Below are 25168 nucleotides of genomic sequence, written 5' to 3' on the forward strand. Positions count from 1 at the left end.
CTTCATGGATCGCGCCGGGACTGGCCTGGCGCCCACGCCGGGACCCAAAACATGAAACAGACAGAGACACAGCAGCAGGCCGCGTTCGACTATCACGAGTTTCCGACCCCCGGGAAAATCTCGGTCGTGGCGAGCAAGCCGCTGGTGACTCAGCGCGATCTGGCGCTGGCCTATACGCCCGGCGTGGCGAGCGTGTGCGAGTCGATCGCCGCCGATCCGCTGCAGGCGCACCGTTTCACGAGCCGCGGCAACCTGGTGGGCGTGATCACGAACGGCACGGCGGTGCTCGGCCTGGGCAACATCGGCCCGCTCGCATCGAAGCCGGTCATGGAAGGCAAGGCTGTCCTGTTCAAGAAGTTCGCCGGGATCGACGTGTTCGACATCGAGATCAACGAGACCGATCCGGACAAGCTGGTCGACATCATCGCGGGCCTCGAACCCACGTTCGGCGGCATCAACCTCGAGGACATCAAGGCGCCGGAATGCTTCACGGTCGAACAGAAGCTGCGCGAACGCATGAAGATTCCCGTCTTCCACGACGATCAGCACGGCACGGCCATCACCGTTTCCGCCGCGTTCATCAACGGGCTGAAGGTCGTCGGGAAGTCCATCAAGGAAGTGAAGGTCGTGACTTCGGGCGCCGGCGCAGCCGCGCTGGCGTGCCTGGACCTGCTGGTCGACCTCGGGTTGCCGGTGGAAAACGTCTGGGTGACCGACATCGAAGGCGTCGTCTATCGCGGCCGCACCACGCTGATGGACCCGGCCAAGTCGCGCTTCGCGCAGGAAACCGATGCGCGCAAGCTTGCCGAGGTGATCGGCGGCGCGGATGTGTTCCTGGGGCTGTCGGTCGGCGGCATCCTCACGGCGGAAATGCTGAAGGCGATGGCGGCGCGTCCGCTGATTCTCGCGCTGGCCAACCCGACGCCGGAAATTTTCCCGGAACTGGCGCACGAGACGCGCGACGATGTCGTCATCGCGACGGGCCGCTCGGACTACCCGAACCAGGTCAACAACGTGCTGTGCTTCCCGTACATTTTCCGGGGCGCGCTGGATGTGGGGGCGACGACGATCACGCGCGAAATGGAAATCGCCGCGGTTCACGCGATCGCGGGGCTGGCCGAGGAAGAGCAGAACGAAGTCGTCGCGGCGGCCTATGGCGCGTACGACGTGTCGTTTGGCGCGCAATACCTGATTCCGAAGCCGTTCGACCCGCGCCTGATCGTGCGGATCGCGCCGGCCGTGGCCAAGGCGGCGATGGAAGGCGGCGTGGCGACGCGTCCGCTCGCGAATCTCGACGCGTATGTCGAGCAGCTGCAGCAGTTCGTTTACCACTCGGGCGCGTTCATGAAGCCGCTGTTCGCGACCGCGCGTCAGCTGGTGCGTGACGGCGGCAAGGCGCGGATCGTGTTCACCGAAGGTGAGGACGAGCGCGTGTTGCGTGCGGTGCAGGTGATCGTCGACGAGAAGCTCGCGCGTCCGATTCTGGTCGGGCGTCCGGAGGTGCTGCTGGCGCGCATCGAGCGATTCGGCCTGCGTCTGCGACTCGGTCAGGACGTCGAAGTGACCAATCCGGAATATGACGAGCGCTTCCCGCAGTACTGGACGAAGTATTGGGAACTGCGGTGCCGCGACGGCATTTCGAAGGAAATGGCGCGGGTGGAAATGCGCCGCCGCCTGACGCTGATCGGCGCGATGATGGTGCAGCTCGGCGATGCGGACGGGATGATTTGCGGAACGGTGGGCGAGTATCACAATCACCTGCGGTTCGTGGACGAAGTGATCGGCAAGAAGCCCGGCGCGTCGACCTACGCGGCGATGAACATCCTGCTGCTCGATCAGCGCACGGTCGCGCTGGTGGATACGCACGTCAACGACAACCCCGATGCGGAGCAGATCGCGGAGTTCACGATCGCGGCGGCGCGGCAGATGGAATGGCTGAACCTGACGCCGAAGGTTGCGCTGCTGTCGCGGTCGAATTTCGGGTCAGGGAGCGCGGCTTCGGGCGTGAAGATGCGCCGGGCGCTGGAGATCGTGCGGGAGCAGGCGCCGGATATCGAGGCCGATGGCGAAATGCATGGCGACTGTGCGCTGGATGAAGGGCTGCGTGCGAAGCTGCTGCCGATGTCGCCGTTGAAGGGGGCGGCGAATTTGCTGGTTTGTCCGAATGTGGATGCGGGGAATATCGCGTACAACCTGCTGAAGACCGAGGCGGGGAGCAATGTGGCGGTGGGGCCGTTCCTGCTGGGCGTCAATGCGCCTGTGAACATCCTGACTTCCAGCGCGACCGTGCGGCGGATTGTGAATATGGCCGCGCTGACGGTGATCGAGGCTAATCGGGGTGTGGCGGGCTGATCGATTGGCGGGAGCGGGGCGGCAACGGCCGCCCCGCGTTTGTCGGCATTCGGCGTGTGCGATGATGTGCCATGACCAACATGAGAGATGGAATGACGACGACCTTCGACGAGGCGACAACGGCGGCGATCGCCGCGTTTGCCCAATTGGATCTCTACACGGCTGTACAGGCGATGCGCGCCGAGGCCGATTACGACCGCGAACTGGACCAGTGGATCTCGCGCTACATCGACGAGCATGACAGCGACGCGGACGATGCAGCGTACGACGCCTTGCACGCGCAGGCACAGGCAAGCCCGGAATACGCGCAGTTCGTCGATGCGGTTCGCCGGGAAATCCTGGAATACTTCGGCGTGACCGACAATCAGCTGGACTGCATGGTCCTGCTGCGCGCTGACGACAGCGATGCGCTTTGGGCGGAAGTCAACCGGCAGCGGAGCGCGCTGGGAACCGGTGAGGTGCGCGGAGATCTCTGAGCATTGCCGGTGTCATTCAATGCGCAGAAACATGCCCGCTTTCTCGGGAAGCACCGACGGCTGGAAGCCGTAGCGCTCGTAGAACTTCGGCGTCCCGTGATCCGCCATCAGACTGACATAGGCGGTCGGCGGCGCATTCTCGTGGATGTAGCGCATGAGCGCTCGCATGATCAGATCGCCCACGCCTTTCTTCTGGTGAGCCGGCAATACTGCGATATCCACGATCTCGAAGAAACAGCCGCCGTCGCCGATCACCCTGCCGATTCCGACCGGAACGCTCCCCCAGTACGCCACGACGCTGAAGAGGCCATTCTTCAAACCGAGCGTTGCGGCCTGCCCGGATTTTCGGCTCAATCCTGCAGCAACGCGAGTCTCGATGTACGTGGATACTGATGGGACTTCTTGATGTATGACGTACCCCATGTGACCTCTCCAGGTTGGTCGTGTCGTCGATCGTTGAATTCGGCTTGTGCGCGATGTTTCCGCCGTGTCTGGATGCGTACGCGCGCCGGCGTAGAAAAGCGGACTGGATCATGCGGGCCGCTCAGGTCACTTTATCAAGTTCTGGCGAATTCGCTGCCGGTTCCATCCTTGACGACGCTGGCGTGAACGCCCGGATTCTGTTGCGACGGAATGGCAGTCAAGGTTCCGGCTGAACCGCAGGCGAGGAAGTGCTCTCTGCGCCGGCCCGGTACGCCTGGAAACAGTGACGGTCGCCTCAATGGCTCGACAAGACGACAATCGAGATCGAGATCGAGAAGTTGGAGCGGCCAGAGACAAGGCCACCCATATCAATCGCCCCTTATTTGTTGTCCCAATCTCCACGTCTTTCGTCTAATCGGACTGTTTTAAAAGTTGTTTTCATTACTATTGCGGACGTACTTGAGCATCGATTATTTTGGCGCCAGTTCATTCAGAGGTGCTATCCATTCATGCCAGTTGTAAAAAAAGTCCCGTATTACCGGATGGAGCCGCGACTTTTATATTTCGGAAAGCATTGGAGATGTTACTCGGGCGTTGTCGGGTGTGTTCGCTTTCGGAAATTTCGGGTGAAGGATGTCTACTGGCCAGTGCATAACAAGACATACCGGCACTGGAGATCGGTGCGTAATCGTGGCGGTGACTTCATGGTCTACAGTAAGCCCAAACTCATCAAGCTGGACAAGCCGATCATTCTGAAAATTGACACCGTATACAGGACCATTTCGGCCGAGTAATGAAAGCGACCATGACCATCCTCAAAGTGGCCTTGTCTGTGATCGCCATATACCTGGTTGTCGATATCGGGTGGCTGTTCTTGCCGCTCAACGTGAGGAACGGGATCATACTTGTCGCGGCCATGAATACGAAGCACGCGATCTTCGCCATCACGTCGATCCTCTTCGGGTTCTACCTGTACAGGCTTGTCAGAAATTTCAACCGGTTCAGCCGATCGAAGCGTGTCGGTCTGGCGATCGTCACGCTCGTTTTTTTGCGTTCATCTACCTGGTCGGCTTTCGCGGGATCATGACTGACGATACCGATTGCCAGCGCTTCAACTACAACGTCAAGATGAACGGTGGTATCAAACAGGTCGACGGCACGACCTACATCGTGAATATCTGCGGAAGCGGTCGCCACGGAAGCGGCTTTTTCGCTGATCAAAATGAGCAGATCAAAATCGTCGTAGCGGATGCTCACGGATCGACGTTGGCCACTCGCCTGTCTTTCGTTTTCTGGGGCGGGCGGCCGGGCTACGAGCCGATCACGTTCCGTGATGGCAAGTTGATCTACTTCGACGCATCGGATGAATACGACAGTGAAAGGTCGATCTCGATGCCGCCCACCACGCTCGATTGGGTCGCGGCGAGAATTCCAATTTGGCTTCGCTGAGAATGGTCCTGCTGCACGGGTGCTCGTCGCGTTGATGCGATGCGGCCCACGATTCTGGATTCGCGCGTGGGCCTCCAGTGATACTTCGCCGCGTTGCGGCGCATCAGAGCCTCTTGCGGCAACACGTAGATCGACGTCGTACCGGGCGACACGCTGCCGAACGTGCGATGCGCGGCTTTCCTTGGCTGCCGCCGTTATCTGTCCGTGCATCGTCGACGACTTGCACTAGCGATTTAGTTGAGGAGCGGCATGCGTGCCCGCATCCAATCAACAGTCGTGGAAGGGAAGGATATCTTGCGTTCCTTGCCCTCCCCAGTGTTGTCATAGAAGGTGATGCGATCGAGGCCGTACTCGAGCGCCATCTGGTACCTTCACGTCAACGACGTTACCCGAACGATCATGCCGAACGACAGCCGTTGGCGCTGCGAGAGTGGCCGGACCCCGATCCTGACCGGGGACGGTCGCCCCTATGCCCCTTTCAAGATCTGCCTGATGCGGCTCTAGCGACTGCGACGCAGTCGTTTCCCAAACGCGACTGACCGCCGGGACGATACCACCCTGGCCATCGCTGCGAACGCCGCGACTCACACGCACTGCCACCTCCAACAACTGTCACGACCTCAAGGCCCGTGAGGCTGCGCCACGTCCGATGAAACGGCATGCATCGAAACGCGAGCGAACATCGTCGACGCATGTTGCCAAAATAATGCACGACGTATACAGTTGCACAAAGTGCATAAAACGACGTTTCCTGCAGAGCCGACCGATACCGTGCCAGGCCGACGCCACGCGAAACCCTCGATGTTCAACACCCGCCATTGGAGCGACGTCAGTGCATCAAACGCTATCGACCTCACTCAGCGCGCTGTACGACCTCGGCTTCGCGTTGTTCCATTTGACCTTCTGGCGCTGGTTCAAGTGGCCGCGGTCTCTGGAGAGAAGCGGGCGACTCAATCAGGGCATTACCCAGACACTTAACGTGATGCTGAGTTACGTGTTCGTTGTCTACGCGGCATCGCTTGTCCTGGCTGCAACGCCAAGCCAGGGGCCGCTCGCGCTGGCAGGCAGCGGATTCTGGTTGCTGAGGGCGATTGCACAACCGGTGCTGTTTGCCAGAACGCGCCTGAGCTGGATCCTCGCGGCAGTGTTCGCGCTTGGCGCGGGTCTGCATGCCATCTCGTACGTTGATTCCGCGAAGGTGGGCGCCGACGCGTTGTCGTCCGCCAAACCGCTTTCGTGAAAGCGGCGTCAGCGTACTTTCGTTTGCCGGATCTTCCCGGTTCTAGAGTGTCTTCCGAAACGCTGTCCAACATCGCCATGAATGCCGAGCAGCTCTTTCAACAAGCACGTGAAATCGTCAGCAACTGCACGCTCTGTTTTGTGTCTTCGAACGACGCGTCCGGTCAGATCAACTCCAGAGTCGTCGAAATCCTGGAAATCGGGAACGACCTCACGATTCGATTCATGACCGACTCGAGAACGCGTAAAGCGTTGGAGATTTGCCGGGGGAGTGCGATCAGCCTGTCCTTTCTCAGTACGGCCGACCGGGGATACGTGACGATCGGAACCGTTCCGGTCGTCTCCGCCGATACCGCGTTGAAGCAACGCATCTGGAAGGAGTCGCTGTTCACCTGGTTTCCGAACGGGCCGGATGATCCTTACGTGATCGCCGTCACCTGCGCGCCCGTCTGGGTTGAACTGTGGTCGCGCATGCGGGGGATTGCGCCCGATCCACTCGGCCTCAACTCGGTCCGGCTGATTCAGAAGGATGGCAACTGGCATGCCGGTCATACGTTTCCCGCCACTCGCGAATCATGGCATGAGGGATCGCATGACGCGCAATGACAAACAGCCCGCCGTCGTGATCGGTGCAGGCCTCGCCGGCCTGTCCGCTGCACTGCTGCTGGCACGCAACGACAGATCGGTCGTCGTCGTGGAAGCATCGGACGAAGCAGGTGGTTGCTGCTCCACCGCGACGAGCGACGGCTTCACGTTCAACAACGGCGCGATGTATGTCGCGGTGCCGTCGCTGATTCGCGCGTCTTTCCGGCGCCTCGGTCTCGACTTCGATCGCGACGTTCCGATGGTGGCCATCGAGCGCCCTCACGTCACGCATCTGGAGAATGAAACGGCCGTTCATCTGTCCAGCGCCGATGCGTCCTATGTGGAAGGCGATCGGGCGGATTCGCGGACACGGCAACTGCGTGACGGCCTTGGCAGGCTCCAGCGGCAATGGGGGCCCGTCTACCGTACGCTGGTTGATGAAGTGCTGCCGCAGGAGCCTTCGCTCCTGCGGACGTTGAGCAAACTGTGGCGCTACCTGCCGCGCATGAGCGGGCACGCCAGCCGCCTGATCGAAGCGCACTTTGCCGATGCAGACCTGCAGGCGGCTGTCGCATCGACGCTGCTCTATACCGGGCAAGCCCCCGATCGCCTTCCGGCCACGCAGATCATTGGCTTGATTGCGATGCTGGAAGAGGGGTTCCATCTACCTCGTGCAGGCATGGGCGCGATCAGTTCCGCCATGACGCGCGAGCTGTCCAGACGGTCGGTGCCGATCCGGTTCGGTGCCCATGTCCGCGAAATCATCGTGGAGAACGGGGCCGCCCGGGGCATCGTGCTTGCCGACGGTGAGCGCATCTCGACAGATTGCGTCGTCGCGACGTGTTCGGGTTTCGACGTGGTGCGCCACCTGTTGCCCGACCATGCGGTGCCGCGGGGGCTGGCGCACAAGGCTCGCGCGGCACCGCTGTCGCATCGTGCGATCTCGATTCAGGTGGGCGGCTCGGGCGCGGTGCCGCCGCGCGCCTTCATCACCAATCGCGTTCCAGCGATGCGGCAACAGGGGGCCTTGCACGCATCGACGCCTGGCGTGCCTCACTGGCTTGCCTATACCTGTCCGTCGCTGGTGTTGCCGGAGCTGGCGCCGAACGGCAAGACCGTGCTGGAGTTGTATGCGCCGGCGACGGGCATCCACGCCGCATCGGAATGGACAAGCGCGATGACAGAGGCTGCGGTGGGCGACTATCTCAATGCGCTACGGGCCCATCTTCCCGGCCTCTGCATCGAACGTGTCCGCGTTGCGGATCCGCAGGATTTCGCGAGCGGACGGCATTTGTACGAAGGGGCGCTCTACGGGATTGCGCCGGGCACGACGCCTGACAAGTTCTTTCCGCATCGGACAGGGCTGCGGGGCCTCTATCTGGGCGGACAAACGACATTCCCGGGGTATGGCGTACCCACGGCCATGCTTTCCGGGATCCAGGCTGCGGAAGCGGCCGTGCAGGACATGCGCGGGAATGCGTGAGCCTGGGAAGCGCTTGCCCGAAACATGCATCAAATCCGCATTCCGTGCCGCCCGCAGCCCCCCATTTAATGACCAAACCGCAAGACCTAGTGCATAGATATCGTTTGCCGAGCCCTTAATGACTATCGACAATCGTGGCTCGAATTCACCGCCGTGGCGCCAGAAGCGCCGCGGTGGCCGGCACTTGACGGCTATCCCGGCCGTCCGCGCCCTCCAGCTCACGACGACATGTACGCGTTCACTCCCTCATTCCAAAACCCCGCCGGCTCGCCGATCCGCGAGTTGTTCAAGTACCTGTCCGAACCGGGCATGATTTCCTTCGCGGGCGGCTATCCGGCCAGCGACTTGTTCGACGTCGACGGCCTGAACGCGGCGGCCGAACGTGCGTACGCGCAGCCCGTGCGCTGCCTGCAATACGGCCCGACCGACGGCCTCGCCGAACTGAAGCAGCAACTGATCGGGCTGATGGCGCGTCGCGGCGTCGCGTGCACACCGGCCGAGCTGCTCGTCACGACCGGCTCGCAGCAAGGCCTCGACCTGCTGCTGCGCGTGATGGTGTCGCCCGGCGACGTCGTGCTGACCGAACAGCCGGCTTATCCGGCCACGCTGCAGGCGATGCGTCTGCAACAGGCGCGCATCGTGACGATTCCCGTCGACGGCGAAGGCCTCGACGTCGATCGCCTCGCGGCCCGGCTCGCGTCCGGCGCGATCGCGCAGCCGAAGCTGCTCTACACCGTCCCGACCTTCGCGAACCCGACCGGCGCGACGCTCACGCGCGAGCGCCGGCTGAAGCTGCTGCGTCTCGCGGTGCAATATCGTTTCCTGATCATCGAGGACGATCCGTACGGCGACCTGCGTTTCGCGGGCGAAGCCGTGCCGTCGATGCTCGCGCTGGCCGGGGAAGTGGACGGCGCGCGCGACTGGATCGTGCATTTCGCGAGCCTGTCGAAGATCGTCGCACCGGGGCTGCGCGTGGGCTGGACGATCGCGCCGGCCGAGATCACGCGGCGCTGCGTGATCGCGAAGCAGACGGTCGACCTGTGCAGCACACCGTGGGCGCAGGCCACCGCCGCCGAATACCTGGCCGACGGCGCGCTCGAACGCCATCTGCCGCGCATCACGGCCGCGTACCAGCGCAAATGCGACGCGATGTGCGACGCGCTGCGCGACGGGTTCGGCGATGCGATCGAATTCCATCGTCCCGAAGGCGGGATGTTCGTGTGGGCGCGGATCGGCGCGGTGTCGTCGGACGTGCTGCTGCAACAGGCGATCGCCAACAAGATCGTGTTCGTGCCCGGCAAGGCGTTCTTCGCGGACAACGTCGACGCAGCGTCGCTGCGCCTGTCGTTCGCCGCGCCGGACGTCGATGCGATCCGGGAAGGCGTCGCGCGCCTCGTGCGCGCGTATGGTGCGGCGCTGGCCGCGTGAGGAGACATCAACGTGAATATCACCGTCAACGAAACGGCATCGATGGGCGCAGCGTCAGGCGCGGGCGACAAGCGGCCGGCCAAGCATCGCTCGTCGCAGATCAGCGCCGGGCCGCAGTATGTAGCCGACGTGCTCGGCCGCTTCGGCGCGGAGCCGGTGACCGATGCCGGCGACGCCGCGCCGGTCGTGCTCGGCTACAACTGAGCGGCACAAGCACGGCGGCTCGCGTCGCACGCGAGCCGTCGCTCGAACAAACGGGTAAGCTTCCGCGATCGAAACACCGACGATCGCCGCCGCCTCCTCATGTCCGACCCGACTTCCGAATCGCTCGCGCAAGCGTATGACCGCGTCTGGTCCTGCCTCGAATCCGGCGTGAGCATGAACCGCTCGCCGTTCACGATGCTGCAGGCGGCCACGCTCGGCCTCGATGGCGCGCCGAAGGTGCGGACGATCGTATTGCGTCAGGTGAGCCGTGCCGATCGCGTGCTGTCGTTTCATACCGATGCGCGTTCGGAGAAAGTCGCCGAGTTACGCCGCGATCCGCGCATCTCGATCGTCGCGAACGATCTGGACGCGCTCGTGCAGATTCGCGCGGAAGGCGTTGCGTCGATCTGCGAAGACGAAGCGCAACGGCGTGCGATCTGGGAATCGAGCCGTCCGCATACGCTGCTGCTGTATCGCGCGCCGTTGCCGCCCGGCACGGTGATCGACTCACCGGAAGCAGCGCATCTCGACAGCACCGCGCCAACCGGCGACGGCTACGAAAATTTCTGCCTGATCCGCATGACGGTCACGCGCATCGACTGGCTCGAACTTGCGCGAGCAGGGCATCGTCGGGCGGTGTTCGACCTGTACGGCAAAAGCGGCTACGCAGCGCGCTGGATCGCCCCCTGACGCTGACGCAGCACGTTCGAGGCGCTCAAGCCGCTCAAGGCCGCCCGTCCGACGCCGCCTGCCCGGTCATCCACTCGCGCATCACCACAATCGCATCGTCGTCACGGCGCTCGGCCGGATACACGAGATAGAACCCCATCGACAGCGGAAACGCGAAATCGAACGGCTTGCACAGCCGCCCGGCGGCGAGGTCGCGCTCGACGAGCGGATCGGTTGCAAGCGCGATGCCCTGGCCGGCGACGGCCGCATCGATCGCGAGCGACGTCTGGTTGAAGCGCAGCCCCTTGTGCGGATCGATGTCGACCGGTTCGGGCATCGCTTCAAGGAACTCCGGCCACAAATCGTGCGCATCATGCAGCAGCACCTGACCGGCGAGCGCACGGGGTGAAGCCGGAGCGGCCAGCACGGCAGGGCTGCACACCGCACACACATCGAGCGGGAACAGCGCATGCGTGACGAGATGCTTGCCGAACGGCGGCTTGCCGTAGCGGATCGCGAGATCGACGCCGTCGTGGCGGAACGTCGCGATCTGCGGATCGGCGATCACGCGCACGTCGTAGTCGGGATGAGCGTCGGTGAAGTGCGCGAGCCGCGGGATCAGCCACTTCGACGCGAACGACGGCGTCGTGCTGATCGTCAGCGCCGCGCGCCGCTTCACGAGCTTGTCGGTCGCGTCGGCGATCGCGTGCAGCGCGCGCTGCACGTCGGAGAAATACGCGGCGCCGTCGTGCGTAAGCGCCAGGCCGCGCGGCAGGCGCTCGAACAGCTTCAGGCCGAGCACGTCCTCGAGGTGGCGCACCTGCTGCGCGACGGCGCCCTGCGTGACGCCGATCTCGTCGGCGGCGGCGCGGAAATTGAGGTGCCGTGCGGAGACTTCAAACGCACGAAGCGCATTCAGCGGCGGCAGGCGGGAAGGGCGTGGCGGCATCGTCAGGCTGTAGAAAAACTATCGGCTGGCGGCAGAAATACTGGTTCGACAGCTGGAATTGATGCGCCTACATTACCACCATGGCGCGCCGAATGGCGGCTGCGCGGCGGCAGAATCGGAACGAGGAGCAAATCGTGACTGTAGAAAAAGTGGCGTTGATCACGGCAGCGGGCAAGGGCATGGGCGCGGCGATCGCGCGCGAACTGGCGGCGACGGGCTATCGCGTCGCGCTGATGTCGCCGTCGGGCAGCGCGGTGGCGCTCGGCGAGGAACTGGGCGGCTTCGGCATCCAGGGCTCGGTGACGGAAGAAGCCGATATCGACAAGCTCGTGCAGGAAACGGTTGCGCGCTACGGCCGGATCGACGCCGTCGTGAACAACACCGGCCATCCGCCGAAGGGCGACCTGCTGGCGATCACCGACGACAACTGGCACGCGGGGCTCGACCTGATCCTGCTGAACGTGGTGCGCGTGATGCGCCGCGTGACGCCGGTCTTCCAGAAGCATGGCGGCGGCGCGGTGGTCAACATCTCGAGCTTCGCGGCGGACGCGCCCGAGCAGCCGATGCCGGTGTCGTCGGCGCTGCGTGCGGCGCTGAGCGCGTGGACGCGCCTGTACGCGGAACGCTATGCGGCCGAGAACATCCGGATGAACGCGGTGCTGCCGGGCTTCATCGACAGCTGGCCGGAAACGCCGGAGATCGTCGCGCGCATTCCGGCCGGCCGTTTCGGCAAGACGGGCGAGATCGCGAAGACGGTCGCGTTCCTGTTGTCGGACGGCGCGGGCTACATCACCGGGCAGAACATTCGCGTCGACGGCGCGATCGTCAAGGCGCTCTGAGCGTCGCAATCGACGAGCGAGCGGCGGCGCGGGCCGCTCGCGGTGCAAGGCTACAAACGCGTACAAATCAGACAAATCCGGGATACATCAGACCTTTCAAATGGGCGACGCCGCGTGACGAGGGCGCGCCGGACTGAAAGCCTGGGCGCGATCCCGCGCGCGGCATGTTCACTTTCCACTTCACGAAAGGAGATGCCGAACGATGTCTTCCACACCGTTTTCCCCGATGCGTCGCCACCTGCTGGCCACTTCCGTGGCCGCCGGGGTCTCGGCGATGCTGCCTACCGCGCTGCATGCCGCGACCGGCGCGAGCGGCATACGCCCGTTCACCGCGCACATTCCCGATGAAGCCGTGGCCGACCTGCGCCGCCGCATTGCGGCGACGCGCTGGCCGGGCCGCGAGACCGTCGCCGACGAATCGCAGGGCGTGCGGCTCGCGCGCATGCAGGCGTTGCTGCGCTACTGGGGCACCGACTACGACTGGCGCAAGGGCGAGGCGCGCCTGAACGGGTTCCCGATGTTCGTCACCGAGATCGACGGGCTCGACATTCATTTCATCCACGTGCGCTCGCGGCACGAGAACGCGATGCCGATGATCATGACGCACGGCTGGCCCGGTTCGATCTTCGAGCTGCTGAAGGCGATCGGCCCGCTGACCGACCCGACCGCGCACGGCGCGAGCGCGGACGATGCGTTCCATGTTGTCGTGCCGTCGCTGCCGGGCTTCGGTTTCTCGGGCCGGCCGACCAGGACGGGCTGGGGCTCCGATCACATCGCGCGTGCATGGGGCGAGCTGATGGCGCGGCTCGGCTATGCGCGCTTCGTGTCGCAGGGCGGCGACTGCGGCTCGGTGATCTCGCACCGGATGGCGATGCAGCGCGTGCAGGGTCTCGCCGGGATTCACGTGAACATGCCGGCGACGGTGCCGCCGGATATCGCGACGCTGCTCGCGACCGATTCGCCCGCGCCGGCTTCGCTGTCGCCGAACGAGAAGGCCGCGTACGAGAAGCTCGCGACGTTCTATCGCGACAACTGCGGCTACTCGGCGATGATGGTCACGCGGCCGCAGACGGTCGGTTACGCGCTGGCGGATTCGCCGTCAGGGCAGGCGGCGTGGATGTACGACAAGATCTCGCAGTGGACGTACAGCGGTGGCGTGCCGGAGCGCTCGATTCCGCGCGACGAGATTCTCGACGACATCTCGCTGTACTGGCTGACGAACACCGCGACGTCGGCCGCGCAGATCTACTGGGAGGATCACTCGAACAACTTCAACGCGGTGGACATCTCGCTGCCGGCGGCGATTACGGTGTTTCCGGGGGAGATCTATCAAGCGCCGCGTAGCTGGGCCGAGCGCAGTTATCACAACCTGATCTACTTCAACGAAGTCGACAAGGGCGGGCACTTCGCGGCGTGGGAAGAGCCGGAGCTGTTTGCGCGTGAAGTGCGTGCCGGGTTCCGGCCGCTGCGGCGCGGGTAAGCGGGGGAATGGCGAACGCGGGCCGGTGGTTGTGCGGGCCGCGTTCGCCGTTATGCGCTCACGCGCGGCCGACCGTCACGACGGATTGAGCATGCGCAGGCTTTCGACGGCGTCGTCACCCATCCACAGCAACGTGTTGAGGTACGTCTCGATGTGCACGACGAGCGCCTGGCGTGGGCCTTCACGCCATTCCGTCGAGTTGTAGAACGCCGCCTGTTCCGTCTCCAGCGACTGGCGATCGGCATAGGCCCGCACCAGACAGTAGCTCTCTTCTTCGTGATCGGAACGGCCGTAATACACGACGTCCATTCCGTGCGCACGGATCATGGGAGCGGCGAGCTGGTGCATGGCCTGATGAAATGCGTGCAACGTTCCCGGCTTCAGGCGGTAGGTGCGAATTTCCAGCAACCGGTTCATGTTTCCTCTCCTTCGCGTTCCTCATGATCGGCCGCGCCGATCCGGACGATCCGGATCACGCAGATTCGTGCCGATGCCGGCGCAGCACGCCGTCGAGCCACGCATCGATATCCTGGTGAACGAGGTTCCGGTCGTGATCGTTCAATATCTCGTGCCGGTCGCCCGGATAAAAGCGGTAGGCCAGCGCCAGGTGCCCGTGGCGCATGTATCGGGTAATCAGCGACTGGATCGACAGCGTGTTGTCGCCGACCGGGTCGCGGGTTCCGGCGATCACCAGGATCGGCAGGTCCACCGGAATCCGCGATTCATGTTCGGGGATCCACAGGCTGTGGAAGCCTTCGAGCACCGAGTACAACATGCTGTTGGAAAACGGTTTGCCGCAGAGTTCGTCGTCGAGAAAGCGTTGTATCTCTGCCGGGTCCGCCGTCATCCATTCGCAGCCCGTCGACGGTTGCCCGTGAGCGACGAACGGGGCGTTGAATGCTTGCAGCACCGAGCCGAACAGCATCGCGGGATGGTTGCCTTCGGCGGAATGGGCCACGGCCTTGAGCTGGTCCAGCGTGTCGCCGTCGACGCCGGGCAATGCGCCCATCGTGCCGCACAGCATCGCGCCCGCAAGCAGGTTGCCGTGGTTCTGGATGTGCGATTGCGTGAGTGCGGAGCCCATGCTGTGGCCGAACGCGATCAACGGCAGGCCGGGATACTGCGTGCCGATCAAGCGGGACAACTGAGCAATGTCGGTCGTCATGTCGGACCAGGCGGTGAGCCCGGCCTGCCCGAGCGCCGCGACCCCGGCGGTGTGACCGTGCCCGCGCAGATCGAGCGCGAACACGACGCAGTTTCGCGCGGCCAGATGGCGGGCGAGCCCGTCGTAGCGGCCGCCATGTTCGCAGATTCCGTGCGTGATCTGCACCGCCGCTCGCGGTCCGTCGCTGGCCACCGGCATCCATTTCCGCAGAAAGATCCTGGTGCCGTCCACGTCCGACGTGAATGACGATTCTTCGTACCGGCAATCTATCGATGGGCTCATGTCGGGGCTCCGTTTGACGTTTTCGGGGGAGAGGCGATCGAGCGTATGCGTGTCGCGCGTTTTCACGATGATCGCGACATGACGGTCCCGCTCGCGCGAAAACGAGCAGGACGGTTCGTCCCGGGCGAGCATATCAGGAACATCGGCCGAACAATAACGAAGCAGTCGATTGATGAGCGTTGGTGGGTAATTGGCGTTGGATGCGGGTGTTTTACGTCGTGAGTCGTTGAATTTCCTGTCGGAGAAGACCCCCCGATGCGTCTGGTGATTCGCGTCTGTCCACGCGCGGCATGGGCGGGCCGTGCATCGCGGCGCTACGCAATCGCTTGCAACGCCTGCGCGAACCGCTTGTCCGCGAGATACGCGACATTGAACCGGCAAAACCTCGATGGCCGCTCGGCCTGCGGCGAAAACACCGCCCCCGGCGCGAGGATCACTCCGCGCTCCAGCATCGCCTGCGCGAGCTGCATCGAATCGGGCCAGCCGGGTAGCGCGGCCCACAGATACAGGTTCTGGTCACAGGGCCGATAGACCTCCGCGCCGAGACGGCCGAGCGCATCGAGCGCAGTGCCAGTGGCACGCCGCAGCTTCTCCTGAAGATGATTCGTATGCCTGAGAAAGTGGCCATCGCTGACGATTGCATCGAGCGTGCGCTCGCAGTATTCCGAGCTGCTGACGTGCGTCAGCATCTTCACGTCGGCGAGATCGCTGGCAAGCGCGGCATTGCAAGCAAGGAACCCGACACGCAACGCCGCCGACACCGATTTCGAGAAACTGCCGATATAGATGGTCCGGCGCAGCTGGTCGAGCGTCGCGATGCGTGTGAGCGAACGCGGCCGCAGGTCGGCGAGCGCATCGTCCTCGACGATGATCAGGTCGTGCGCATCGGCGAGCTGCAGGATGCGGTGCGCCTTGGCCGCGCTCGTATCGGTCGCGGTCGGGTTGTGCCCGACCGATTGCGTGAAGAACAGCTTCGGCCGGTACGCGGCGACAAGCTCGGCCAGCTTCGCGACGTCGGGGCCGTCGATCTCGCGCGGCACGCCGACGATGTTCGCGCCGCTCAGCTTCAGCTTGCCGAACAGCGGGTAGTAGCCGGGATCGTCGACGAGCACGGTGTCGCCGGGGCGCACGAAGTAGCGCAGCACGAGGTCCATCGCCTGGTTCGCGCCGTGCGTGAGCACGATCTGCGCGGGCGGCGCTTCGATCTCGTAGCCGGCGAGCTTCTGCTGCAGCGACTGGCGCAGCGGCAGGTAGCCGAAGCGGCTGCCGTAGCGGAACAGCGACGCCGCGCTCGTGCGCATGATGCGTTGCTGGTACTGGTTCAGCCGCGTTTCCTCGAGCCACTCGATCGGCGGGAAGCCTTCGCCGAGATTGAGCACGTCGGGCTTCACGTGCAGCTGCTCGCGCATCAGCCACACGATGTCCATCGCGCGGTTGAGCGAGCTTGGCTCGTCGATCTCGGGCGCGGCTGCCGCACGCCGCGTGACGAAGAAGCCCGAGCCGCGGCGCGGCTCGATCAGGCCGTCGGCCGCGAGCATCTCGAACGCGCTGATCACGGTGTTCTTCGAGCAGCCGGACGCCTCAGCGTATTCCCTGATCGAAGGCAGCTTCGCGCCGGCCGGCAACACACCTTCCTCGATCTGTCTGGCGAGATTGTCCGCCATCGCGCCAGACAGGCTGGCTCTTGCACGCTGTTTCATCGGAATGCTCCGTCGGGCCGGCCCGCTGTAATGGGTACGGTTGGGTGACTGTCTGCGCCTTCTGTACCTTTTCAATGGGTACAGCGTGACTATTATTCGGCTATCCGCTGCCCGCCGCAAGCGCCGACGGGCCACACCGCCACCCCGAAACAGCAGACCCATCATGTCCATCGATTCCGCCTTGCCCAACTTCCGCTCGCTCACGCCCGAGCAACGCCTGTCCCACCTGTCCCGCGCCGTCGGGCTCGACGATGCCGAGCATGCGCTGCTCGCGAAACCGGGCGCGCTGCCGCTCGACACCGCGAACGGGATGATCGAGAACGTGATCGGCACGTTCGAACTGCCGATGGCCGTGGCCGGCTACTTCCGGATCAACGACCGTGACGTGATCGTGCCGATGGCCGTCGAAGAGCCGTCGATCGTTGCGGCCGCATCGTATATGGCGAAGCTGTCCCGTGCGGCCGGCGGCTTCCGCACGTCGAGCAGCGGCCCGCTGATGCGTGCGCAGGTGCAGGTGATCGGCGTCGACGATCCGTACGGCGCGCGGCTCGCGATCCTGCGGCACGCGGCCGAACTGATCGCCCTCGCGAACAGCCGCGACAAGGTGCTCGTCGGCCTCGGTGGCGGCTGCCGCGACATCGAGGTCCATGTATTCCCCGACACGCCGCGCGGCGCGATGGTCGTCGCGCACCTGATCGTCGACGTGCGCGACGCGATGGGCGCGAACACGGTCAACACGATGGCCGAAACGGTTGCGACGCGCATCGAAGCCATTACGGGGGGCCAGGTACGGTTGCGGATACTGTCCAACCTCGCGGATCTCCGGCTGGCCCGGGCAGAGGTACGGTACTCGGCCGCCACGCTCGCGACCGATGCCTATTCCGGCGAAGACGTGATCGACCGCGTGATCGACGCGTACGTGTTCGCGGCCACCGACCCGTATCGCGCGGCGACCCACAACAAGGGCATCATGAACGGCATCGATCCGGTCGTGGTCGCGACCGGCAACGACTGGCGCGCGGTCGAAGCCGGCGCGCATGCGTATGCGAGCCGCAGCGGCCGCTATACGTCGCTGACGACGTGGGAGAAGGCCGCCAACGGCGACCTCGTCGGCACGATCGAAATGCCGATGCCGGTCGGGCTCGTCGGCGGCGCGACGAAGACGCATCCGCTCGCGCGTCTCGCGTTGAAGATCATGAACGTGACGTCCGCGCAGGAACTCGGCGAAATTGCCGTGGCGGTCGGGCTTGCGCAGAATCTCGGTGCGCTGCGCGCGCTCGCGACCGAAGGCATCCAGCGCGGCCACATGGCGCTGCATGCGCGCAACATCGCCGTCGCAGCGGGTGCGACCGGTGCCGACATCGACCGGATCGCGCAGCAGATGGTCGCGGCGAAAGACGTGCGCACCGACTTCGCGGTCGAGTTGCTCGCGGGCCGCAGCGGCGGCTGACGCGTAGACTGCACGCCGCGCAATCCACGCGGCGTGCAGCGCGCCACGCCGGCCAGACCGGCGACCTATCAATCCAGGAGGAGACACATGGAACAGACCGGTTCAAGCGCGGTCGCAACCGCGCCGCATCGCGCCCGGTCGTTGGCCGGCGCCGATGCGGCGGCCACGACGCTCGTCGAGGTGTGGGGCGATACCGTGGCGACGAAACATCTCGCGTGGTCGGTGTTGCTGGGCATTGCGATCAGCCTTGGCGCGTTCGAGATCGGCCGCGTGGTGCTCGCATCGTTCGTCCACGACGTGGCGATCGCGCGCGCATACGCGATGCTGATCGGCCTTGCCGGCTGCCTGCTGGCCGGTACGATCTGCGCGGTGCTGTTCAAGCCGAAACGCACGGTGATCGAACACGCGGCGGGCGGCGCCGAGCGTGACGCGGCACTGCGGCAGCTCGCCGAAGCATCGGGCGGGCTCGGCTCGACGAGCGACTTGTCGGCCAGCGCACGCGCCGAGATGGAGGAACTCGGGCTGCTCGATCTCTTTGCGTCGTACGACGCATCGTCCGAGCGCGCACGCGCGGGAGGCCGCTGATGGACGCGCTGCTGCATGCGTTGCCGGCCGCGTTCGCGATGGGGCTGCTTGGCGCGATCGTGTTCTCCGGCATCGGGCTGATCTCCGGCACCGACGAAACGACGACGATCGCGCCGCTCACCTTGCTCGTCGCACTGCTCGGCGTGCCGCCGGCCGGTGTCTTCACGTTTTTCCTCGCGGGCGCGGTGGCCAAGCACATCACGCATTCGATCCCGACTGCGCTGCTCGGCATTCCCGGCGACACGATGGCCGCGCCGCTGCTGCAGCAGGCGACGCTGCTGCGCGCGCTCGGCGTGCCGCACATCGCGCTGCGCAAGATGATCTCCGGTGCGATCGTCGCCGCGTTCGTCGCGCTGCCGCTCGCGGTGCTGTTCGCGTCGCTGCTCGCGCCGTTCGGCGCCGCGATCGCGAAGGCCGCGCCGTGGGTGTTCCTCGCGGCGGCCATCGGCATCGCGTACTTCTCGGCGGGGCGCTGGGCATCGGTGCTGCTGCTCGTGCCGTTCGTGATGCTGGTGGTCGGGCTGCAGGCGCTGACGGGCCATTACGGCGTGAAGCTGAGTGTCAGCTACTTCCTCGGGATCGCGATCGGGCCGCTGGTGGCCGACCTGTTCTCGATCCTGTCGCCGGCCGAGCGGCGGCGCATGCGCCGCGACGGGCCGTCGACGTTCGTGCTCGCGCCCGACGTGAAAAGCTGGCGCGGCTATTTCCCGAATCCGCTGAAGGTGCTCGACCGCGAGCAGGTCGCGTGGACGGTTGGCACGGCCGCCGTGTCGAGCGCGACGTTCGTGTTCAGCCCGGTCGCGATGACGGTGCTGATGGGCGAGATCGTCGGCGCGCGCGTGCGCCATGCGTACCAGCGCCTGACGACGGTGATCGCCGCGCGTAACGGCGTGACGGAGGCGACCTACATCGCCGAGGCGCTGATTCCGCTGATCGCGTTCGGGCTGCCGCTGAGCCCGGTGGCGGCCGGCCCGGCCGCACCGCTGTTCAATGCGCCGCCGCGCTTCACGGTCGACGCGGCGAGCGGGCAGATCCACAACCTGCATACGTTGATGAGCTGGCCCGAGTTCCTCGGCTACGGGCTGCTGTCGATCCTGCTGGCCGCGCTGATCGCGTATCCGCTCGCGATGCACCACGCGCACCGCGCGGCGTCGTTCGTCGCACGCAAGCTGAGCCACGAAGCGATCATCGCGACCTTCGCGGGGCTGATCGTCGTGATCGGCGTGTGGGAGGGGCAACTGCTGGGGCTCGCCGTGATCGTGACGATCGGCCTGTTCGGCGGAATGCTGTCGCGCCTGTTCGCGTTCAACACGGGCGTGCAGTTCATGGGCTACTACGTCGCGGTGCTCAGCGTACCCGCGATCGCCAAGCTGTTCTGAAGAACCCGCATCCGGGAGCCGCGTGTGCCGCGCGGCTGCCCGGAAACGGGGCTTTTCATGCGATTTTTGAATCGCTGTGTGTCGTGTTCGCACACAGATACGTTGGGATACAAAACCTCCGGATGGTTCGGATATAAAGCCGGTGAAGCGATTCACACGGCGGCGCGGAGCCCTGCGCCGCCGCTGCGAACGGCGACACCTGAATGCCCGCACGTGCCGCGGGCGCCTTCCTTAGCGATCGACATTGGAGAACGAGTCATGCCTGATACCGTGAACACCCGCCGCCGCCTGATCCTGGGCTCGACGCTGGCGAGCCTGAGCCTTGCCGACCTCGGCTTCAGCGCGCTCGCGCACGCGCAGTCGGCGCCCGATGCACCGGCCGGGAAGCGCCCGGCCGGCGTCGCGTCGCTGGGCACGATCCACCAGATCGACGCGGGCGTGCTCAACGTCGGGTATGCGGACCTCGGGCCGAAGCAAGGCCCCGTCGTGTTCCTGCTGCACGGCTGGCCGTACGACATCTACAGCTACGCGGACGTCGCGCCGCTGCTCGTCAAGGCCGGCTATCGCGTGATCGTGCCGTACCTGCGCGGTTACGGCTCGACGACGTTCCGCTCGGCCGACACGGTGCGCAACGGCCAGCAGGCCGTGACGGCCGTCGACATCGTCGCGCTGATGGATGCGCTGAAGATCGACCGCGCGGTGTTCGGCGGCTACGACTGGGGCGCGCGCACGGCCGACATCATCGCGGCGCTGTGGCCGCAGCGCGTGAAGGCGCTGGTGTCGGTGAGCGGCTACCTGATCGGCAGCCAGGAGGCGAACCGCAAGCCGCTGCCGCCGCAGGCCGAATTCCAGTGGTGGTATCAGTTCTATTTCACGACCGAGCGCGGCGAACTCGGCTACGCGGCGAACCGCGACGCGTTCAACAAGCTGATCTGGCAACTCGCGTCGCCGAAGTGGCAGTTCTCCGACGAAACCTATGCACGCTCGGCCGCGTCGTTCCAGAATCCCGACCACGTGGCCGTCGTGATCCACAACTACCGCTGGCGCCTCGGGCTCGCGAAGGGCGAGGCGCAGTACGACGACATCGAGCGGCGTCTGGCGGCCGGGCCCGCGATCACGGTGCCGACGATCACGATGGAAGGCGATGCGAACGGCGCGCCGCATCCGGAGCCGGCCGCGTATGCGAAGCGGTTCACGGGCAAGTACCAGCACCGCACGATCACCGGCGGCATCGGCCACAACCTGCCGCAGGAAGCGCCGCAGGCGTTTGCCGATGCGATCCTGCAAGTGGAGCATCTGTGATGCGGGCTGGCATGGGTGTCTGGCGTCGCGGCGCGCGCCGTGCGCTCGTCGCGGGCGTGCTGCTGGGCGGCGCGCTGTCGGCGAGCGGTCCGGCCGCATTCGCGGAGCAGCCGAAGCCGGCTGCGGCCGCATCGCCGATCTACGGCGTGACGATCCCGCCCGGCTACCGGAAGTGGGAAATGGTTGCGCCGGCCGAAGAGGCCGCACCGCTCGACGAGCTGCGCGTGGTGCTCGGCAACCCCGTTGCGATCCGCGCGCTTGAACGGGCAACGCTGCCGTTTCCTGACGGCACGATCCTCGTGAAGCTCGCGTACAAGCGCAAGCAGTCCGACGAGTTCGCACCGGCGACGGTGCCCGGCCAGGCGACGACCGTGCAGGTGATGGTGAAGGACTCGCGTCGCTATGCATCGACGGGCGGCTGGGGCTTCGGGCGCTTCATCAACGGCGTGCCGGCCGATATCGGCCAGCATCAGACGTGCTTTGCGTGCCACCAGGCGCGGGTGAAGAACCACGACTACGTGTTCACGCGGCTTGCGCCGTGACGTGACATGGCCGTGCGAAGCGGATGGAGAGGCGTGCCCTGCGAGGCACGCCTTTTTTCATGGTGCGCGGGGCGGGGCGAAGCGGATCGGCAAGCAGGTTTGTATCGCACTGTATCTGCGGCCGCTCCTGAAATACTGGCATGCAGAAAGCACCGGTTTCGGAAACATGCCGGATACGTGAGCGGGTTCTACTGTCGACATGCAGCAAACGTTCGGTGCCAGACGTCCGCACCGGATGCCAAGTGATCGATACCCCAACTTCGTTCCAGGAGAACTCTGATGAAAGCCGCTCGAATCCTCGCCGTTGCCGTCCTCGCCGTCGCTCCCGCCTTGTCGTTCGCCGATACCGGCCACAGCCTCACGCGTGCCGACGTGCGCGCCGAACTCGTCCGCCTCGAGCGGGCCGGCTACAACCCGGCGCGTAGCGAACCGCACTACCCGGAAGACATCGCTCACGCGTTGCAGGTGGCGCGTTCCGACCAGAACGGCCCGTCGAAGTCGCAAGGCGACACCGTGGCCGATGCGCCGACGCCTGCCGGCAATCGCGACGCGGCGCAATCGCGCGCTGCACGGAATGCCGCCGACGACCTGTACGCGCATTCGTAATCCGGTGCCGCGCCTGCTGCACGCAGACGCGGCCGCCACTGCAGCACTTCATTTGAACAACAGACACGACAGAGAAAGGAGCATGACGATGGCCGGTTTGATGAAACGGGTTCTGGTATCCGCCGCGGTGATCGGCGGACTGTTCGGTGCGGTCGCGGCGCAGGCCGCGCCGAAGGACGACCTGAAGGGCACGAACGTCGTGCTCGTGCACGGCGCATTCGCCGACGGTTCGAGCTGGAACCGCGTGATTCCGCTGCTCGAGGCGCGCGGGCTGCACGTGGTGTCGGTGCAGAATCCGCTGAGCTCGCTCGCCGACGACGCGGCCGCGACCAGGCGCACGATCGACGCGCAGAAGGGACCGGTCGTGCTGGTCGGCCATTCGTGGGCCGGCGTCGTGATCAGCGATGCGGGCAACGACGACAAGGTGAAATCGCTCGTGTACGTCGCCGCGTTCGCGCCCGATAGCGGCCAGTCGATCGCCGACGTCACGCAGGGGCTGCCGGCGCCGTCGTGGGCCGGCGAGCTGCGCAAGGACGCGGGCGGTTTCGCGCGGTTGTCGGACAAGGCGATCGCGCAGGACTTCGCGCCGGACCTGCCGCCTGCGCAGCAGCGCATCGTTGCGGCGACCCAGGGGCCGTGGTATAGCGGTTGCATCTCGGAGAAGGTCGCGCAGGCCGCATGGCATGCGAAGCCGTCGACGTTCGTCGTCGCGACGCAGGACAGGATGATCGATCCGACGCTGCAGGAAACGATGGCGAAACGGATCGGTGCGACGGTCGCACGCGTGAACGGCAGCCATGTCGCGATGCTGAGCCAGCCGAAGGCCGTGGCCGACGCGATCATCGCTGCGGCCGAGCGCGCGAAGCAGGATACGCAGTGAGCGAACGGGGCGCCGCGTCTTCGTGAAGAAGCGCGGCGCCGTGTGGGATTGTGATGTCTTTCCACCAGGAGAAGTCATGACCGAACTCTGGCAACTGTCGGCCGCCGAACTGGCGAAACGTGTGCGGCATCGTGAAGTGTCCGCGCGCGACGTGGCGGACGCTGTGCTCGATCGTCTCGATGCCGTGAATCCGGCGATCGACGCGGTGGTCGAACACCGCCCCGACGACGTGCGGCGGCAGGCCGACGAAGTCGACCGCGCGATCGCGCGCGGCGACGATCCGGGCCCGCTCGCGGGCGTGCCCGTGACCGTGAAGATCAACATCGATCAGGCGGATTTTGCGACGACCAACGGTACGCGCTTGCAGGAAAACCTGATCGCGCACGCCGACAGCCCGGTGGTCGCCAACATCCGGAAGGCCGGCGGGATTCTGCTGGGCCGCACCAATTCGCCGACGTTCGCGCTTCGCTGGTTCACGTCGAATCTCGTGCACGGCCACACGCGCAATCCGCGCAATGCGTCGCTGACGCCGGGTGGATCGAGCGGCGGCGCGGCGGCCGCCGTGGCGGCCGGGATCGGCCCGCTTGCGGTCGGCACCGATATCGGCGGCTCGGTGCGTTACCCGGCTTATGCGTGCGGCGTGCACGGGATCCGGCCGTCGCTCGGCCGCGTACCGGCGTTCAATGCATCGTCGCCCGAGCGTGCGATCGGTGCGCAACTGATGTCGACCGCGGGGCCGATCGCGCGCACGATCGACGACCTCTCGCTCGCGCTGCGTGCGTTCGCCGCGCCGGATACGCGTGACCCGTGGAACGTGGCCGTGCCGTTCGACGGGCGCGAGGTGCCGAAGCGTGCTGCGCTGTGTGTGCGTCCGGGGGGCTTGCAAGTCGTGCCTGAAGTGGAGGCTGCGTTGCGCGATGCCGCGCGCCGGTTGGTCGATGCGGGCTGGATCGTCCACGAGATCGACGATACGCCGCCGATGCGCGAGGCGGCGTTGTTGCAGGAACAGCTTTGGCTCGGAGACGGGTTCGATGCGTTGGCGAATTCGGTCGAGCAGGACGGCGATCCGGGCGCGGCGGCGGTGATTGCGGCCGTGCGCGGCAAGGTGCGCGACCTGCCGGCCGACGTGATCAGCCGTGCACTGGTCCGGCGTACGACGTTGACGCGGCAATGGCGGCTGTTTCTCGACGAGTATCCGGTGTTGCTGTTGCCTGTTTCGTCGGAACTGCCGTTCCCGGACGATCTCGACCGCCAGGGGCCGGACGGCTTCGCGCGCGTGTGGGAAGCGCAACTCACGTTGCGTGCGCTACCCGCGATGGGGCTGCCGGGGCTGGCCGTCACGACGTCACTCGTGAACGGCGTGCCAGTGGGCGTGCAGGTAGTGGCTACGCATCATCGCGAGGATCTGTGTCTGCTCGCGGGGCGAGATATCGAAGCGCGTGGCGTGCCGATTGCGCCGGTCGATCCGCAGTCTTGATGATTTGACGGGGGCGTGCATCGGCGATGCGCGCGCCATCCGGTTCATTTCGGATTCCATGGCAACGCGGCCCGCGCCGCGTTGATCCGTTCCCTCCCATCCTTTCAAACTCCTTCGATGCAAGACATCGAACGGTCACCGTCCCGCATTTCCAGCCCGCCAGCGACCGCGCGCCGATAGCGCGCGTCTGCTATTGCATTCCCCGCGGCGCTGATTAGGAAATG

The 25168-nt window shown here is 65.3% G+C and carries 26 protein-coding genes; 21 read left to right on the top strand and 5 right to left on the bottom strand.

Annotation, left to right across the window (positions count from 1 at the left end; genetic code table 11):
• Nucleotides 1-51 precede the first annotated feature (51 nt).
• A complete protein-coding gene (locus tag OHZ10_RS21135; RefSeq protein ID WP_023475384.1) occupies nucleotides 52-2352 on the top strand; it encodes an NADP-dependent malic enzyme in 2301 nt (766 codons plus the stop codon).
• A gap of 92 nt (nucleotides 2353-2444) precedes the next feature.
• Nucleotides 2445-2828, top strand: coding sequence for a hypothetical protein (locus OHZ10_RS21140; RefSeq protein ID WP_059240818.1), 384 nt, complete (start codon nucleotides 2445-2447; stop codon nucleotides 2826-2828).
• Nucleotides 2829-2840: 12 nt separating this feature from the next.
• Here OHZ10_RS21140 and OHZ10_RS21145 read toward each other — a convergent pair whose 3' ends face one another.
• Nucleotides 2841-3251, bottom strand: coding sequence for a GNAT family N-acetyltransferase (locus tag OHZ10_RS21145; protein ID WP_342705707.1), 411 nt, complete (start codon nucleotides 3249-3251; stop codon nucleotides 2841-2843).
• 542 nt (nucleotides 3252-3793) lie between these two features.
• Here OHZ10_RS21145 and OHZ10_RS21150 point away from each other — a divergent pair.
• The 9 genes from OHZ10_RS21150 (at nucleotide 3794) to OHZ10_RS21190 (ending at nucleotide 10329) form a co-directional block, all read left to right on the top strand.
• Nucleotides 3794-4045 carry a DUF6402 family protein gene (locus OHZ10_RS21150; protein WP_342705978.1) on the top strand — a complete coding sequence of 84 codons (252 nt, stop codon included), beginning with the start codon at nucleotides 3794-3796 and terminating at the stop codon, nucleotides 4043-4045.
• A gap of 11 nt (nucleotides 4046-4056) precedes the next feature.
• Nucleotides 4057-4338: a hypothetical protein gene (locus OHZ10_RS21155; protein ID WP_342705708.1), complete on the top strand. Its 282-nt coding sequence runs from the start codon at nucleotides 4057-4059 to the stop codon at nucleotides 4336-4338.
• A complete protein-coding gene (locus tag OHZ10_RS21160) occupies nucleotides 4335-4700 on the top strand; it encodes a hypothetical protein (protein WP_342705709.1) in 366 nt (121 codons plus the stop codon). The genes OHZ10_RS21155 and OHZ10_RS21160 overlap by 4 nt, the downstream gene beginning before the upstream one ends.
• Before the next feature lie 832 nt (nucleotides 4701-5532).
• Nucleotides 5533-5940 carry a hypothetical protein gene (locus OHZ10_RS21165; RefSeq protein WP_059237683.1) on the top strand — a complete coding sequence of 136 codons (408 nt, stop codon included), beginning with the start codon at nucleotides 5533-5535 and terminating at the stop codon, nucleotides 5938-5940.
• A 47-nt stretch (nucleotides 5941-5987) separates the two neighbouring features.
• Entirely contained in the window at nucleotides 5988-6545 is a 558-nt protein-coding gene (locus OHZ10_RS21170; protein WP_342705710.1) for a pyridoxamine 5'-phosphate oxidase family protein, read from the top strand.
• A complete protein-coding gene (locus OHZ10_RS21175) occupies nucleotides 6532-8007 on the top strand; it encodes an NAD(P)/FAD-dependent oxidoreductase (protein WP_342705711.1) in 1476 nt (491 codons plus the stop codon). Before OHZ10_RS21170 ends, OHZ10_RS21175 begins: the two co-directional genes overlap by 14 nt.
• 228 nt (nucleotides 8008-8235) lie before the next feature.
• Nucleotides 8236-9435 (top strand): PLP-dependent aminotransferase family protein, encoded by a 1200-nt coding sequence (locus tag OHZ10_RS21180; protein WP_059237680.1) that lies wholly within the window; start codon nucleotides 8236-8238, stop codon nucleotides 9433-9435.
• Between the two features lie 12 nt (nucleotides 9436-9447).
• Nucleotides 9448-9639, top strand: coding sequence for a hypothetical protein (locus OHZ10_RS21185; RefSeq protein WP_059237679.1), 192 nt, complete (start codon nucleotides 9448-9450; stop codon nucleotides 9637-9639).
• A 99-nt stretch (nucleotides 9640-9738) separates the two neighbouring features.
• On the top strand, nucleotides 9739-10329 hold the full coding sequence (locus tag OHZ10_RS21190; protein WP_059237678.1) for a pyridoxamine 5'-phosphate oxidase family protein: 591 nt from the start codon (nucleotides 9739-9741) through the stop codon (nucleotides 10327-10329).
• A gap of 34 nt (nucleotides 10330-10363) precedes the next feature.
• On the opposite strand, the gene gcvA is transcribed toward OHZ10_RS21190, so the two are convergent.
• The gene (gcvA, locus tag OHZ10_RS21195) at nucleotides 10364-11257 is read right to left on the bottom strand and encodes a transcriptional regulator GcvA (RefSeq protein WP_256086786.1); all 894 of its coding nucleotides are present in this window, start codon (nucleotides 11255-11257) and stop codon (nucleotides 10364-10366) included.
• Nucleotides 11258-11391: 134 nt separating this feature from the next.
• On the opposite strand from gcvA, the gene OHZ10_RS21200 reads away from it, so the two are divergent.
• Together OHZ10_RS21200 and OHZ10_RS21205 are read left to right on the top strand one after the other, a co-directional pair.
• On the top strand, nucleotides 11392-12096 hold the full coding sequence (locus tag OHZ10_RS21200; protein WP_256086785.1) for an SDR family oxidoreductase: 705 nt from the start codon (nucleotides 11392-11394) through the stop codon (nucleotides 12094-12096).
• Nucleotides 12097-12298: 202 nt separating this feature from the next.
• Nucleotides 12299-13576 carry an epoxide hydrolase family protein gene (locus tag OHZ10_RS21205; RefSeq protein WP_174993390.1) on the top strand — a complete coding sequence of 426 codons (1278 nt, stop codon included), beginning with the start codon at nucleotides 12299-12301 and terminating at the stop codon, nucleotides 13574-13576.
• Nucleotides 13577-13651: 75 nt separating this feature from the next.
• Here OHZ10_RS21205 and OHZ10_RS21210 read toward each other — a convergent pair whose 3' ends face one another.
• From OHZ10_RS21210 to OHZ10_RS21220, 3 genes are all read right to left on the bottom strand, one after another.
• A complete protein-coding gene (locus OHZ10_RS21210) occupies nucleotides 13652-13993 on the bottom strand; it encodes an NIPSNAP family protein (RefSeq protein ID WP_059237675.1) in 342 nt (113 codons plus the stop codon).
• Between the two features lie 55 nt (nucleotides 13994-14048).
• Nucleotides 14049-15089 carry an alpha/beta hydrolase gene (locus OHZ10_RS21215; protein ID WP_342705712.1) on the bottom strand — a complete coding sequence of 347 codons (1041 nt, stop codon included), beginning with the start codon at nucleotides 15087-15089 and terminating at the stop codon, nucleotides 14049-14051.
• A gap of 248 nt (nucleotides 15090-15337) precedes the next feature.
• The gene (locus OHZ10_RS21220; RefSeq protein ID WP_059237673.1) at nucleotides 15338-16723 is read right to left on the bottom strand and encodes a PLP-dependent aminotransferase family protein; all 1386 of its coding nucleotides are present in this window, start codon (nucleotides 16721-16723) and stop codon (nucleotides 15338-15340) included.
• 163 nt (nucleotides 16724-16886) lie between these two features.
• Between OHZ10_RS21220 and OHZ10_RS21225 the strand changes: the two genes are divergently transcribed.
• The 8 genes from OHZ10_RS21225 to OHZ10_RS21260 all read left to right on the top strand — a co-directional run bounded on the left by OHZ10_RS21225 (nucleotide 16887) and on the right by OHZ10_RS21260 (nucleotide 24944).
• Nucleotides 16887-18173 (top strand): hydroxymethylglutaryl-CoA reductase, degradative, encoded by a 1287-nt coding sequence (locus tag OHZ10_RS21225; protein ID WP_342705713.1) that lies wholly within the window; start codon nucleotides 16887-16889, stop codon nucleotides 18171-18173.
• Nucleotides 18174-18260: 87 nt separating this feature from the next.
• Nucleotides 18261-18758, top strand: a complete 498-nt coding sequence (locus OHZ10_RS21230; RefSeq protein WP_059237671.1) for a hypothetical protein — start codon at nucleotides 18261-18263, stop codon at nucleotides 18756-18758.
• The gene (locus OHZ10_RS21235; protein WP_059237670.1) at nucleotides 18758-20137 is read left to right on the top strand and encodes a tripartite tricarboxylate transporter permease; all 1380 of its coding nucleotides are present in this window, start codon (nucleotides 18758-18760) and stop codon (nucleotides 20135-20137) included. Before OHZ10_RS21230 ends, OHZ10_RS21235 begins: the two co-directional genes overlap by 1 nt.
• 258 nt (nucleotides 20138-20395) lie before the next feature.
• The gene (locus OHZ10_RS21240; RefSeq protein ID WP_059237669.1) at nucleotides 20396-21439 is read left to right on the top strand and encodes an alpha/beta fold hydrolase; all 1044 of its coding nucleotides are present in this window, start codon (nucleotides 20396-20398) and stop codon (nucleotides 21437-21439) included.
• Nucleotides 21439-21981, top strand: coding sequence for a cytochrome P460 family protein (locus tag OHZ10_RS21245; RefSeq protein ID WP_342705714.1), 543 nt, complete (start codon nucleotides 21439-21441; stop codon nucleotides 21979-21981). Before OHZ10_RS21240 ends, OHZ10_RS21245 begins: the two co-directional genes overlap by 1 nt.
• A 279-nt stretch (nucleotides 21982-22260) precedes the next feature.
• Nucleotides 22261-22587, top strand: a complete 327-nt coding sequence (locus tag OHZ10_RS21250; RefSeq protein ID WP_342705715.1) for a DUF4148 domain-containing protein — start codon at nucleotides 22261-22263, stop codon at nucleotides 22585-22587.
• Nucleotides 22588-22675: 88 nt separating this feature from the next.
• The gene (locus OHZ10_RS21255) at nucleotides 22676-23467 is read left to right on the top strand and encodes an alpha/beta fold hydrolase (RefSeq protein ID WP_059240816.1); all 792 of its coding nucleotides are present in this window, start codon (nucleotides 22676-22678) and stop codon (nucleotides 23465-23467) included.
• Nucleotides 23468-23543: 76 nt separating this feature from the next.
• Nucleotides 23544-24944 (top strand): amidase family protein, encoded by a 1401-nt coding sequence (locus tag OHZ10_RS21260; protein WP_342705716.1) that lies wholly within the window; start codon nucleotides 23544-23546, stop codon nucleotides 24942-24944.
• The last annotated feature ends 224 nt before the right edge of the window (nucleotides 24945-25168 follow it).

Source organism: Burkholderia arboris, from assembly GCF_038723655.1.
GTDB classification, from domain to species: Bacteria; Pseudomonadota; Gammaproteobacteria; order Burkholderiales; family Burkholderiaceae; genus Burkholderia; species Burkholderia arboris.